This window comes from Actinobacillus vicugnae (genome assembly GCF_901687125.1).
Taxonomy (GTDB): Bacteria; Pseudomonadota; Gammaproteobacteria; order Enterobacterales; family Pasteurellaceae; genus Actinobacillus; species Actinobacillus vicugnae.
Genome location: NZ_CABFJY010000047.1, coordinates 1 through 14,325, shown reverse-complemented (window position 1 = coordinate 14,325; position 14,325 = coordinate 1). Strand labels below are relative to the sequence as shown.

12 protein-coding genes are annotated in these 14,325 nt (G+C 40.2%); 2 read left to right on the top strand and 10 right to left on the bottom strand.

Annotation, left to right across the window (positions count from 1 at the left end):
* Positions 1 to 25: 25 nt before the first annotated feature.
* From rapZ to fdnG, 10 genes are all read right to left on the bottom strand, one after another.
* Positions 26 to 892, bottom strand: a complete 867-nt coding sequence (rapZ, locus tag F8M47_RS10035; RefSeq protein ID WP_150539941.1) for an RNase adapter RapZ — start codon at positions 890 to 892, stop codon at positions 26 to 28.
* Between the two features lie 15 nt (positions 893 to 907).
* Complete coding sequence (locus tag F8M47_RS10030) at positions 908 to 1,417, bottom strand: PTS sugar transporter subunit IIA (RefSeq protein WP_150539940.1); 510 nt, start codon at positions 1,415 to 1,417, stop codon at positions 908 to 910.
* 55 nt (positions 1,418 to 1,472) lie between these two features.
* Positions 1,473 to 2,198 carry an LPS export ABC transporter ATP-binding protein gene (gene lptB / locus F8M47_RS10025; protein WP_150539939.1) on the bottom strand — a complete coding sequence of 242 codons (726 nt, stop codon included), beginning with the start codon at positions 2,196 to 2,198 and terminating at the stop codon, positions 1,473 to 1,475.
* Positions 2,199 to 2,208: 10 nt separating this feature from the next.
* Entirely contained in the window at positions 2,209 to 2,709 is a 501-nt protein-coding gene (lptA, locus tag F8M47_RS10020; protein ID WP_150539938.1) for a lipopolysaccharide transport periplasmic protein LptA, read from the bottom strand.
* Entirely contained in the window at positions 2,706 to 3,329 is a 624-nt protein-coding gene (gene lptC, locus F8M47_RS10015) for an LPS export ABC transporter periplasmic protein LptC (protein WP_150539937.1), read from the bottom strand. Before lptC ends, lptA begins: the two co-directional genes overlap by 4 nt.
* Before the next feature lie 154 nt (positions 3,330 to 3,483).
* Positions 3,484 to 6,123, bottom strand: a complete 2,640-nt coding sequence (gene ppc / locus F8M47_RS10010) for a phosphoenolpyruvate carboxylase (RefSeq protein ID WP_150539936.1) — start codon at positions 6,121 to 6,123, stop codon at positions 3,484 to 3,486.
* A gap of 171 nt (positions 6,124 to 6,294) precedes the next feature.
* Positions 6,295 to 7,215: a formate dehydrogenase accessory protein FdhE gene (fdhE, locus tag F8M47_RS10005; protein WP_150539935.1), complete on the bottom strand. Its 921-nt coding sequence runs from the start codon at positions 7,213 to 7,215 to the stop codon at positions 6,295 to 6,297.
* A gap of 100 nt (positions 7,216 to 7,315) precedes the next feature.
* The gene (locus tag F8M47_RS10000) at positions 7,316 to 7,987 is read right to left on the bottom strand and encodes a formate dehydrogenase subunit gamma (protein WP_150539934.1); all 672 of its coding nucleotides are present in this window, start codon (positions 7,985 to 7,987) and stop codon (positions 7,316 to 7,318) included.
* Complete coding sequence (gene fdxH / locus F8M47_RS09995) at positions 7,980 to 8,882, bottom strand: formate dehydrogenase subunit beta (protein WP_150539933.1); 903 nt, start codon at positions 8,880 to 8,882, stop codon at positions 7,980 to 7,982. Before fdxH ends, F8M47_RS10000 begins: the two co-directional genes overlap by 8 nt.
* Positions 8,882 to 11,947, bottom strand: coding sequence for a formate dehydrogenase-N subunit alpha (gene fdnG / locus F8M47_RS09990; RefSeq protein WP_150539932.1), 3,066 nt, complete (start codon positions 11,945 to 11,947; stop codon positions 8,882 to 8,884). Before fdnG ends, fdxH begins: the two co-directional genes overlap by 1 nt.
* A gap of 398 nt (positions 11,948 to 12,345) precedes the next feature.
* Between fdnG and fdhD the strand changes: the two genes are divergently transcribed.
* Positions 12,346 to 13,152 carry a formate dehydrogenase accessory sulfurtransferase FdhD gene (fdhD, locus tag F8M47_RS09985; protein WP_150539931.1) on the top strand — a complete coding sequence of 269 codons (807 nt, stop codon included), beginning with the start codon at positions 12,346 to 12,348 and terminating at the stop codon, positions 13,150 to 13,152.
* Entirely contained in the window at positions 13,153 to 14,085 is a 933-nt protein-coding gene (locus F8M47_RS09980; RefSeq protein WP_150539930.1) for an AEC family transporter, read from the top strand.
* Positions 14,086 to 14,325 lie beyond the last annotated feature (240 nt).

The window sequence follows — 14,325 nt, the reverse complement described above, 5'->3', positions numbered from 1 at the left end:
TTCTAAGAAAAATTGACCGCTTGGATTAACATGGTTTTCGATGATGTTTTTCGAGACTACGATGACGAATTTGTACATCTTTATCTCGACTTTGGAAATATTTGGCCAATTGTTCAGCCACAAATACAGAACGATGTTTCCCGCCTGTACAACCGATCGCAATGGTGAGGTAGCTACGGTTATTTTTTTCCAACATTGGTAGCCACATTTCTAAGTAATTGCGGGTATGGTAGATAAAGTTATGTACTTCGGTTTGGCGCTCTAAAAAGTCAATGACGGGCTGTTCTAAACCTGTCATTGGGCGTAATTCAGGATTCCAGTGTGGGTTTGGTAGAAAACGCACATCGAAAACATAATCCGCATCGGCAGGTAAGCCGTATTTGAAACCGAATGATTCAAAGACAATTTTGAGTTCTTTATCGGTTGAACCGCGTAATAGGCTACGCAAATTCTCAGCTAATTCATGCGAAGAGATGTTAGTGGTGTCAATAATATAGTTTGCTTGATGAAAGAGTGGTTCAAGCAATGCATTTTCTGAATCAATTGCACTTTCAAGTGATAAATCTTTATTTGAAAGAGGGTGTAGGCGCCGGGAATCGCTATAACGTCTGATCAGAGTATTACGTTCACAATCAAGGAAAATCAATTTGGTATTGATGGTAAGTTGTGAAAGTTGATTGAGTAACTGTTCGATACTTTCTTGGTTTTCGGGCAAATTGCGGATATCAAGACTTACCACCGCAGAACGTCCAGAGTTGGCTAAAAACGATGCTAATTCAGGAATAAGCGGAAGCGGCAGATTATCTACGCAGTAATAACCTACATCTTCTAAAGCTCGTAGCGCTACGGATTTCCCCGAACCAGAGCGCCCACTTATAATCACCAATTCCATATATATCCTCTAATTTTACTCACTAACTTGCAGATCTGCGTATTCAAAGAGTTGCCAAATTTCTTCTGAGCTTTCTGCGCTACGCAATTGTTTTACTAATGTTTTATCGCTGAGACGTTGCGCAATGTGTTGCAAGCAACCTTTGTATTGTTCACAACTGCCTTCAGGGAACATAACTGCATAAATTAAATCAACTTCTTTATTATCGACGGCTTCGTAATCAATTGGCGTTTCCAACTGAAGAAATACCGCAATAGGTTTTTCTAAAGAAAGTGTTGATGAACTGGGTAATTTTGCGTGTGGCAACGCAACACCGTGACTTAAACTGGTTGAGCCTAGTTTTTCTCGTTTAAATAAATTACCAAAACATTCGATCGGGCAAAGTCCTTCGCTTTCCTCGCAACCACAATCTTTGTTGAGTGATTCTGCGATAATTTTTCCGACTAATTCCAACGCACGTTTTTTACTCGAAATTAAAGCGCCTTGACGAATATTTTCGATAGTTAGAAATTCTGTTAATTTCATATATTTTCTCTGGAAAGCTTGAGGAAGCTAAGTTTTTTCCTCAACCTTGAACAGATTACAGCTTAAATTGGTCACCCAAATAAACTCGTTTTACATCAGGATTATTTAGTACTTCAGCAGGTGTTCCGCTTGCGATCATTTGACCGCTACCTACGATATAAGCACGCTCACAAACATCTAATGTTTCACGTACGTTATGGTCGGTAATTAGCACGCCTAATCCTCGTTCTTTTAGATTGACGATAATTTTTTTAATATCAATCACCGAAATAGGATCAACCCCTGCAAAGGGTTCATCTAATAAGATAAATTGTGGATTTGCCGCAAGCGCTCGAGCAATTTCTACACGGCGACGTTCACCGCCTGACAGTGATTGACCTAAGCTATCGCGAATATGTGTAATATGAAATTCGTTGATTAGCTCTTCCGCTCTGGCTTTGCGTTGCTGATTGTTTAAATCTTTACGAACCTGAAGCACAGCCATAAGGTTGTCATATACGCTTAAACGGCGAAAAATGGATGCTTCTTGCGGTAAATAACCGATGCCTTGCTTCGCTCGGTCGTGCATTGGCAGAACGCTAATATCCTGATCATCAATGCTTATTTTACCTTGATCGTGGCGTACAAGACCTACGACCATGTAGAAAGTCGTCGTCTTACCAGCACCGTTTGGGCCAAGCAAACCAACGATTTCGCCTGCTTTGACATTCAGGCTAACGTCTTTTACTACTTGGCGATTTTTATAGCTTTTTGCTAAATGTTCTGCATAAAGCGTTGGCATGGTTTACCTACTATTTTTTCTGGTTTAACTCATTTGGAATTAACACGGTTTTTACGCGTGATTTATTTCCACTCGTCGCTTTTAACTGTTGTTTTTTAACATCATAAGTAATTTTACTTGCTTTGATAAAACTACCTTGTTGTTTTAATTCAGCGTTGCCAATCAGTGTCAAAAACTCTGAGTTTAAATCGTAATGTACGCTGTTACCTTTACCATTCACAGGTTTACCGTTGTCCAATGTTTGTTGGAAAGTCACAGGTGCGCCAGTCGCATCAAGCGTTTCTTTTTTACCTTCTTGACGAGTAATGGTCACTTTATTAGCGGTTACTTTGATAGAACCTTGGGTAATCACAACGTTATCAGTAAATACAACCACATTGCTATTCATATCAAGAGATTGGCTACCTGAGTCAATATTAATTGGCTGGTCGGTATCGCCTTTGAGTGCGTGTGCTGAAATACTTAAACCAAGTAGAGTAGTAAGCACAACAGATTTCATGACAAGTTTCATTGTACGTCCTTAGGAGATTGCTTCTCTGATTTTTGTTGTTCGTTAGACTGTTTAATAACAGTAGGTTCAATATAAGTTTTTACGTTTTTTGTGAGGGTGGCAACTTGTTGTTTCAAATTGCCTTTTAACCCAACACCGCTAGTAGTAAAGCCCGAGCCTACGGATTTTACGGCGCTGTCGGTAAAAATATCTTGAGTATTTAAATCGATTGTTAATTTGTCGGTTTCAACGCGTTGTAAACGAAAGGATGGTTCAAGCGCTTCAATTTTTACGTTACCTGATAAATTCAGCATTTTTTCTTTAGTGAGTTCTGCGTGATCTGCGCTCACTTTCCACTGTTTTAGTGCTGTTTCGGCATCAAATAAGTCAACAAATGGTTTTAAAAATTCTGTGCGTTCGCTAGATTCATAACGTTTGATTTCATCGGCTTGAGCAAAATATTGTGGATTGCCTTTTAGATCATAAACCGAGGTTGTCATTTTGTTCCCCGTATAATCAGGATTTCCTTCCTTCTTGATTAATTGATCTAAACCGTTGGTTTCAGGCGCTTGTTGGCTCATGTACCAGCCAGCCAACGAGGCAACAATAACAAGGAGAATGAGATTTAGGCGAATATTCATATAAATAAAAATCGTGTAGAAACAATTTGCAATGATAACATAAATTTTAATATGGATATAGCAAGCTTCTGCAAATGTGTAAAATAAATGTAAAAAATGACCGCTTGTTTGGCTAAACAAGCGGTCATTTTTAGCGAATTTTTTGCAATTAAAATTAGCCTGTATTACGCATACCTGCAGCGATACCTGTAATCGTGATCATCAGTGCTTGTTCTAAGGCTGGATCAGGTGTTTCGCCTTGGTTACGTAAACGTTGTAATAGCTCAACCTGTAACAGATTTAATGGGTCGGTATAAACATTGCGTAATGCAATGGATTCGGCAATCCAAGGTAAGTCTGCCATTAGCTGACCATCGTGCGCCAGTGTTAATACCGTTTTGATATCCTCTGCTAATTGCGTACGTAGTGATTTCCCTAAATTGTGTAATTCTTTTGCAACTAAACGTTGATCATAATGTTCCGCAAGCCATAAATCGGCTTTTGAGAACACCATTTCTAACATTCCGATACGGGTTGAGAAAAACGGCCATTCCTTACACATTTCTTTTAAGGTTACTTCATCGCCTTGTTCGATTAATTGACGAAGAGCAGCGCCTGCACCAAGCCATGCTGGTAGCATTAAGCGGTTTTGCATCCAAGCGAAAATCCAAGGGATAGCACGTAAACTTTCTACACCACCGCTTGGGTTACGTTTAGCAGGGCGAGAGCCGAGTGGTAATTTTGAAAGTTCTTGTTCTGGTGTTGCACTACGGAAATATGGTACAAAATCAGGTTCGCCACGCACCACGTTACGATAAATTTCACAAGAAATATCTGAACCTTTATCCATAATATTACGCCATGTTTGTTTTGGCTCTGGTGGTGGTAATAGATTTGCTTCTAAAATAGCGCTTGCATACAAATTTAACGTTTCTACTGCAACTGCAGGTAAGCCGAGTTTAAAGCGAATCATTTCACCTTGTTCGGTTACGCGCAAACCTGATTTTAATGAGCGAGGCGGTTGTGATAGTAGTGCAGCGTGTGCTGGTGCACCACCACGACCAACCGTACCGCCACGACCGTGGAATAGCACTAATTCGATATTATATTTTTCCGCTAAATTCACTAATGCTTCTTGTGAACGGTATTGCGCCCAACTTGCGGCTAGCATACCCGCATCTTTAGCTGAGTCCGAATAGCCGATCATCACCATTTGATAATTATTGATCACGCCACGATACCAACCGATATTGAATAAATCGGTCATCACTTTTTCACTGTGATCTAAGTCATCTAAGGTTTCAAATAATGGTGCAACAGGTACTGTGTATTGGCAACCTGCTTCTTTTAATAATAAATGTACTGCTAATACATCGGATGCTTCGCGCGCCATAGAAATCACATAAGTAGAAATCGTGCCTTCTGGTTGCTCTGCAACCACTCGGCAAGTCTCTAAAATTTCTTGTGTTTCTGGGCTTGGCGTCCAGCTAGTTGGTACAAGTGGGCGACGAGAGCTTAATTCACGCACTAAGAATGCTTGTTTATCGTCCTCTGTCCATTGCGCATAATCGCCCAAACCGATATAGCGAGTAATTTCAGAAATCGCCATTTCGTGGCGGGTGCTTTCTTGGCGAATATCTAAGCGAGATAAGCCTAAACCAAAACAGCGAATACGGCGTAGGCAGTCGAGTAACCCTCCATTTGCGATAATGCGCATACCGCACGCTTGTAACGACTGATAACAATCATAAAGCGGTTCCCATAAATCGTTATCATGGGTGATAATTTCGTTTGTATCAATCGTAATTGGTTTGCCTTCAATGAGCTCACCAAAATAGGCTAAGGTTTTTTGTAACTTAGTACGCAAGCTTTTTACTACCGCACGATAAGGCTCAATATGATCACCATATTTTGCTCTAAATGCATCGGTGCACTGAACAATTGAAAGCTCTTCAGCTAAATCACTCACATCGTTTAGGAATAATTCCGCTGCTTTCCAACGGTTCATCCATAATACTTTGCGGGTTACTGCTGCGGTAACAAAAGGGTTACCGTCACGGTCTCCACCCATCCAAGAAGAAAAGCGCACAGGTGAAAGCGCGACATCATGCTGCACACCAAAATGTTTTTCTAACTGGAAATTTAATTCACGACAGAAATCAGGTACTGCTTTCCATAAGCTGTTTTCAATAATCGCCATGCCCCATTTGGCTTCATCAACAGGGGTAGGACGTGCAGCACGGATTTCATTGGTGTGCCATGCAAGCGCAATCAGTTGCATTAAACGGCGTTTGTGTTTGGTTTGCTCTTCCTCAGTTAAATCATCGTGTTCTAATTGCCCTAAACATTTGTTGATTTCAACGTGTTTGTGAACTAATGAACGACGTGTTACTTCCGTTGGGTGTGCAGTAAGTACTAATTCGACTAATAATTTTTCTACCGTTTGAATCACAGTTTCAACAGGGGTGTTTAATGCTTTTAAGCGAGCAAATAAAGCGCTGAGCGAGCGATTACCTAAAGATTCATCTTGATGATGACGAGAAATGGTTTGATATTGTTCTGCAATATTAGTGAGGTTTAGAAATTGGCTGAATGCACGAGCTACGGGCAGGACATTTTCAGTTGAGATATTCGCAAGTTTATCAAGCAATTGTTCACGCGCTTTTTCATCACCAGCACGCGAGTTTTTTGAAAGGACTCGAATGCTTTCAATCAACTCTAAAATATCGTTCCCTTGGGCTTCACGGATTGTTTCACCTAAAAAATCACCGAGCATATGGATGTTGTTACGCATAGCAGAGTATGGCTGATTCATAATTTTTTCCTATGTATTGCATAAATTTAATTAAGGGTAGATATACCTAAAAATGGTCAAAATAGCAATAAGGAATTAATTAATTTTTTAAAATAATGATGAAACGCAAAATATGGGGATTGAAAATGCAAAAAAGCGGTCAAATTCGACCGCTTTTTTGCAAATTAGAGATTAGGCTTCAACTTGGAATAAGAATGGGTTTAATCCGCTACGTGCAAGCCCTTTTTGTTCCATTTCCGCATCAAGTACAAGTGTTGCTAAATCATCAGCAACAGGCTCTACGTGCGGATCTTTTTCTTGGTACAGTACTTTTAAATAGCTTTCACAATCACCGCAACTTTCAGCTTTTACTGCTGCATCGACGCTATCAATACTCCAATAATCTAATTTACCGCTTTGATCACAAACAGAACATTGTGAACGAGTCATATTCCATTCACTTTCACACAGCGCACAATGTAAATAACGAAGCCCCTGAGTGTCACCAAAATGCACTACGCTTGCGACAGGTGCTGAATCGCATACAGGACAAGTATGACGTTCACCGACTTCTGTTTGGGTATGACGTGGTAATTGTTGCGCCAGTTGTGTCCAATACAGCGATAACGCCGCCCATAAAAATACCGCTTTGTCTGCCCCGACCGTTTCAAAACGTTCATTAAGCAGATCATCAGCGAAGGTTTCTAATTCAGAGCTAGAAGATTTTTCGAGTAATTCGATGGTTGCCAACATGGTATCGTTAGCATAAGGTTTAAATTTTTCAAGCAGTGCAAGTAATAAATCACGCCATTCACTACTACGTTGGAATGTTTTAGCATTCAATGGTTTTTGACCATTTGTGGTTTGCACACAAGCGGTTAATTTTTCAGAGTAATTTGCAATTGGGTGGCTTTCTAATAGATCTAGCTGAACTTCAGAAAGGTTAGCCGCAAATTCTAAATAATCACCAAAGGGATTATTTTCTGCCAATTCTCTTAAACGTTTTGCGCGACGAAAATAAAGATTCTTGGGATTTGCAAATAATAGCGGTGGATGTTGGAATGAACTTGCCACTTGTTTAATTTCTGTTTCAGGTAAAATTCGGATGCTCATAGTATTTTTCTCTGGTTAAATCTTGCTAAACGCCCTTTACAAAGACATTTAGCAAGCCTTAAAAAATAAAGTGCGGCATTTTACCGCACTTTTTATTGGATTAAGATTTTTTGTTAGCTTCTTGTTCAAGCTCAGGTAATACTTCTTCTTTAAACCATTTAGGATGGTGTTTTTTTGCCCAGCGAACAGTTACCCAACCTTCAACCATCCCCGTAATTGAGCCTTTCACCCAAAACGCCATATACATATGGACGAGGATACCTGTAAATAACGCAAACGCACTTGCAGAGTGGAGCAAGATTGCAATACGTAAGGTTTGGATTGAGAAGTTTGCAGAGAAATATTTTCTCCACATAATAATACCTGTAATTAATAGGGTGAACATTGCTAAAATCAGCGTCCAGAACAACATTTTTTGCCCTAGATTGTATTTGCCGTTATATGCAACGGCATGTTCATTACCTTTTAATACTTCAACAATACCTTTTGCCCAGCGAATATCATTCTTTTCTGGAATATTATGGTGCCAATAAATTAACGCCATAATAATAAATGCAGTAAACATGACCAAGCCAGTAAATGGATGAATTGCTCGTGCTAGTTGTGGTGTACCAAGAATCTCGTGTAACCATGAGAAATCAGGAAAAAAGAAAGCAACTCCTGTAAACATGGTTAAAAAGAAAGAAATAACAAGGAACCAATGGCTTACACGAGCAAGCGGTTTATGACGAACGATTTTGGTATCGTTCGTGATTTCAAATTTCTTACTCATGTTTATCTCCTTCCTCATGATGATCTTCTACATCTTCTTCAATGTTAGGACCAACGGTTACATAATGTGCTACTTCGGCTAACGCTAAACCACCCATTGCGATTGCTGCAACGGGTTTTAGCACATCTTTCCAAAGTGTGATGGTTGGATCAATGCCTGGGTCTTTTGGTAAGCCAGAATAAAGCTCTGGCTTATCTGCATGGTGAAGGACATACATTACATGTGTGCCTCCCACACCTTCAGGGTTATAAACGCCTGCATTAGCATAGCCACGACTTTGTAGCTCTTTCACACGTTGTTCACCGTAGTGAAGCATTTCCTCTTTAGAACCAAAGCGAATTGCACCTGTTGGGCAGGTTTTCACGCAGGCAGGTTCTTGTCCGACATTGACTCGATCAACACATAAGGTGCATTTGTACACACGGTTGTCTTTATCGTTCATTCGAGGAATATTGAATGGACAGCCTGCAATACAATAACCACAACCGATACATTTATCCGATTGGAAATCCACAATACCGTTAGCGTATTGAATGATAGCACCTGGTGCAGGGCAAGCTTTTAAACAGCCAGGTTCTGCACAGTGCATACAGCCATCTTTACGAATAAGCCATTCTAAGCGGTCGTTTTCTTCCACTTCGTTGAACTTCATCACGGTCCATTGTTCAGCATTGAGATCAATTGGATTATCGTAAACGCCTACGCATTCTTGTGGTGCAGTACGTAGGTCGTTCCATTCAGAACAACCTACTTGGCACGCTTTACAACCGATACAAGTTGAAACGTCGATCAGTTTTGCTACCTCGACCACACTACCAGTACGTGCTTGTGGTGGCGGAGTAACAAATGAGGTCGCAGAGATTTTAATAATGTTTTGGTCTTGAACTGTTGACATTATGCCACCTCCACAACTTTCTCGATGTTCACAAGGAACGTTTTATATTCAGGTGTTTGCGTATTTGCATCACCTACTCGACCTGTTAGGCTATTCGCTAAATAACCTTTCTTACCAACAGTTGCGAAACCACCATGAATTGGAATACCAATGGTATGAATGGTTTTGCCATCAACTTGTACCGCACGAACACGTTTGGTAACTACCGCTTTCGCTTTAATAAAGCCACGTTTTGAACTTACTTTAACGGTATCACCATTTACAATGCCTTTTTCTGCCGCTAGCGCTTCGCCAATTTCTACAAATGGTTCAGGCTGAGCAATCACATTTAACATGGCTTGCTTAGTCCAGAAATGGAAGTGCTCTGTTAAACGATAAGTTGTGCCTACATACGGGAATTCATCCGCTGTACCAAAGCTTGCTTTATCATTTTCCAAAATTCGAGCCACAGGGTTTTGCACTACATTTGGATGAAGTGGGTTAGTACCAATTGGGCTTTCGATTGGTTCGTAATGCTCAGGGAATGGGCCATCAGCCAATTTATCTAAAGCGAATAAACGGCTAACGCCTTCTTGCTGCATAATAAATGGCATTACCTTACTATTTGGCGGTGCAGTACCGAAGTCAGCAACGTCAATATAGTTCCAGTTTTTACCATTCCATTTCACTAATTGGCGTTTCGGGTTCCAAGGTTTACCTGAAAGATCTGCACTTGCACGGTTATAAACAATACGGCGGTTAGCAGGCCACGCAAATGCCCAACCAAGTGTATTACCTAAGCCCGATGGGTCTGAGTTATCACGGTTTGCCATTTGGTTGCCTTTCGGCGTCCATTGACCTGTGTAAATCCAGTTACCAGATGAGGTTGTACCGTCATTACGAAGTTGGGCAAATGAAGAAAGTAATTCGCCTTTTTTCACTAAAATTTGACCGCTTGTTGGATCTACAATGTCTTCTAGTGCATAGCCGTTAATTTCTTTCGCCAACTCATCCGATTTTGGTTCAGCTGGGTTTGCATAATCCCAAGCCATTGCTTCAATCGTGTCAATCGATTTACCGCCCTCATGGTGGTACATTTCTAGCATCACTTCACGAATTTCTGAAAGAATATCCACGTCTGGTTTTGCTTCTTTTGGTGGTTCTGCCGCTTTCCAGTGCCATTGTAGCCAACGGCCAGAGTTAGCGATCGAGCCATCTTCTTCTGCAAAACAGATTGTTGGTAAACGGAATACTTCAGTCTGAATATCCGCAGGATTTACGTCATTTATTTCACCGTGGTTTTGCCAGAAGTTAGACGTATCTGTTGCAAGTGGGTCTAAAATCACAAGGAATTTTAGATTGCTTAAACCTTTGCGTACTTTGTTTGAATCAGGGTAAGAAGCAATCGGGTTATAACCTTGGCAGATATAACCATTTACTTTACCTTCCACCATCATATCAATGTACTGCATTGGATCGAGTTTTTTCGGTAACTGTTTTGGTAAGTTATGGAAACCATATTCATTTTCAGCGGTTGCTTTATCGCCATAGAACGATTTCAGTAAGCTGACAAGGAATTTAGGTGTATTTTGCCAATAGTTTACCTGACCTTCAGCCGTTGTTTTCGGTGTAATGCGGTTTAAAAATGCTTCAAGTGAAGTATCATTTTCAGTTGGAAGTGGCATATAACCTGTTAGCATTGACGGGAACAAGCCCATATCCGTAGCACCTTGTACGTTTGAGTGACCACGCAATGCGTTTACACCGCCACCTGCCATGCCAATATTACCGAGTAATAGCTGAATCATCGCCATTGAACGAATATTTTGTGTACCTACTGAATGCTGTGTCCAACCTAAAGCATATAAGAAAGTTGTTGTACGCTCTGGTGTTGAAGTGGATGCAATCGTTTCTGCAAATTCTAAGAAGTCTTTTTGCTTAGTACCACAGATACGTTCCACCATCTCTGGTGTATAGCGTTCAACATGCGCTTTTAATAGGTTAATGACACAACGTGGATCTTGATAGGTTAAATCACGTTTTGGCTGACCATTTTCATCAAGTTGATAAGACCACGTTGATTTATCGTATTGACGAGTTGTTGCATTGTAGCCCGAGAATAAACCGTCTTCGAAATTAAAGCCTTCGTTTACTAAGAAACTTGCGTTGGTATAGTGTTTAACGTACTCGTGTTGAATTTTATTGTTCGCTAATAAATAACGGATTACGCCTAATAGCATAGCAATATCCGTACCCGAACGAATTGGAGTATAGAAATCCGCCACGGCTGCAGTACGGTTAAAACGTGGATCAACCACCATTAACTTCGCGCCGTTTTGTTTTTTCGCTTCGATTGCCCAGCGGAAACCAACAGGGTGCGCTTCAGCAGCATTACCGCCCATTACGACCACAACGTCCGCATTTTTAATATCAACCCAGTGATTTGTCATGGCACCGCGACCAAATGTTGGAGCAAGACTTGCTACCGTTGGTCCGTGTCAGGTACTCGCTTGGTTGTCTAAATAAAGCATCCCAAGAGAACGTCCCCACTTGTGAGTGAGATAACAGGTTTCATTACTTGCGGCAGAAGCACAAAGCATACCTGTGGTGAGCCAACGGTTTACTGGTGTGCCAGCTTTGTTGGTTGCTTGGAAATTCGCATCACGGTCTTCTTTTAGAAGTTTCGCAATTTTATGAATTGCATCGTGCCAAGAAATTCGTTCCCATTTATCGGAACCTGGTGCACGATATTCTGGATATTGTAAACGGTTTGGACTATTTACATAGTCTAAAACACCTGCGCCTTTAGGACAAAGTGCGCCACGGCTTACTGGGTGATCTGGATCACCCTCAACGTGGAATAATTTACCACGTGCATTCATTGCACCGTCGCCAAGGCTATACATCAACATACCACAGCCAACAGCACAATACGTGCAAGTTTGACGAGTTTCTTTTGCTCTTAAAAGCTTATACTCGCGTGGCGCTGCTAATGCGGTTGCTGGTGCAAAACCCAACATTGCCGCAGAAGTTCCCGCCATACCACCTGCACAGATCTTAAAGAACTTACGTCTAGAGACCTGCATAATCACTCCTCAAAATAAAACATTAATGATTATTAATGTAAATAACTAAAACTCTAATTGCGTATAGCGCTTAAAGTAAAGGTTATTATTGACCTTTATAGCTAATAATCTATACCCAATCGTAAGTAAAACAGACATTATTTGTACTTAATTTGATATAGCTTAAATAATTAACACATTCTAGTGAGTTTAAAATATCCAATAAAGAGTTTTTTCACATTTTTTTAACAAGTGCGGTATAAAAAATCAGCAAAAAGTATAAAAATGTTAGAAATTTGTTATTAAATGAGAGTGATTTAGATTTAAGCTTTGGTTTTGGTTTAAAAATGGCTATATGGAGATTTAGGAAAAAATTGTAAAATAAAAACCTTTACTGGAAGGTATTTTTGGGATAAACGATGAATATCACAATAGAAAAACAAGCGGTCAAATTACAACAAAATTTTACAAGTGAAGTACAAGAGAATTTAATTTGCGAAGAGCCTATTGCCTTGGTTTATAACGGAATTTCGCACGCAGTGATGATGGCTACTTCGCAAGATCTTGAAGATTTTGCATTAGGCTTTTCACTCGCAGAAGGCATTCTAACCCATAAGCAAGAATTGTATGGGCTAGATGTGATTGAACAATGTAATGGCATTGAAATACAAATGGAAATTGCGACCCGCCAATTTGTGGCATTAAAAGAAAAACGCCGTTCTATGACGGGTAGAACAGGTTGTGGAATTTGCGGGGTTGAGCAGTTAGAGCAAGTAAACCAAAGTTGCAAATTTTTACAAAAAAATGACCGCTTGCAGGCAGTAAATCCATTCATTTTTGATGATTGTTTAGTGCAGTTGGAACAGGCACAACAATTAGCACAATTAACGGGCGCAAGCCATGCAGCAGCCTTTTTTTCGCCAGAAGGTAAATTGCTTGCTATTCGAGAGGATGTTGGCAGGCACGTTGCTTTGGATAAATTAATCGGTTGGTATGCAAAAGCTGGTGAGCCAATCGGTTTTGTATTTGTAACGAGCCGTGCTAGTTTTGAAATGGTGCAAAAATGTTTAGCTGTTGGCATCGAAATGCTCTGTGCCATTTCTGCCACTACCGCTTTAGCAGTTGAAATTGCTCAAGAACACAACTTTACGCTAACGGCATTTACCCGTAAGGGCAAAGCAACGGTGTATTCAGGTGCTCAACGTTTATTATTTGAGGGCAGATAAATGGATCTTGCCTTACTATTAGCAGAAAAAATTACCCAACTTACCATTATTGTGATGTTGGGCTATTTGTTGGTAAAACTCAGATTACTCACTTCAGAACAAAGCTATCCGATTTCGGTTATTGGGCTTTATATTATTAGCCCTTCAATGCTAATTAGTGCTTTTCAAATTGAGTACTCGGATGCCATTTTACATGGTTTATATCTTTCGTTTGGTATGGCGGTTTTGCTAAGTGGTTTGTTGATTATAATTGGTAAAATCTTAGCATCTCTCTTTAAACTCTCTAATTTAGAACACGCAACGGCAATTTATTCCAATTCGGGCAATTTAATCATTCCGTTAGTAGCTTCGTTGTTCGGTAATGAGTGGGTGATTTATGCCACGGGTTTTATGGTTGTGCAGAATTTCCTATTTTGGTCACACCTACGGACGTTATTGTGTGGCAAGGGAAAAGTTTCTCTAAAAACCATTTTTACCAATGTCAATATTATTGCGATTATGATTGGCATGTTGCTGTTTTTGCTACAAATTCAGCTACCAACTGTGATTTCAGGCACATTAGCATGGCTAGGCAATATGATCGGCCCAATGGCAATGTTAGTAGCAGGTATGCTGATTGCTTCCATTCCTGTAAAAGAAATTATGGCGGATAAACGCATTTATTTGGTTGCTTTTTTGCGCTTAATTTTTATTCCCTTGATTTTATTGGTGATTGTTAAAATATTCGATTTTGGTACTTGGGTATCAGAGAATGGAGCAACAATTGCTATGATTAGCTTTTTAGCAACCACTAGCCCGTCAGCGGCAACTGTCACTCAAATAGCAGTGGTGTATAAACAAGATGCGAAAAAGGCAAGTGCGATTTATGGGGTAACAACACTACTTTGTGTATTTACAATGCCTGTCATTATTGCTTTATACCAATGGTTGTAATAAAGAGAGATGAGTCTAATTATTTTTAATTTAAATTAGGTTTAAAAATAAATTTATATTAACTTGATTTTGAATTAGAAATATTAATTGTTATATTGATTTTTTAATGCCCCCCCCCCCCGGGGGTTGGGGGGGGGTGGGTTTTTTTTTTTTTGTTGTGGGGGGGGGGGGGGGGGGGGGAGTTTTAAGGTTGGGGGGGGGGGTATTATTTTTTTGGGCAGGCGGGGTTTTTTTTGTTTT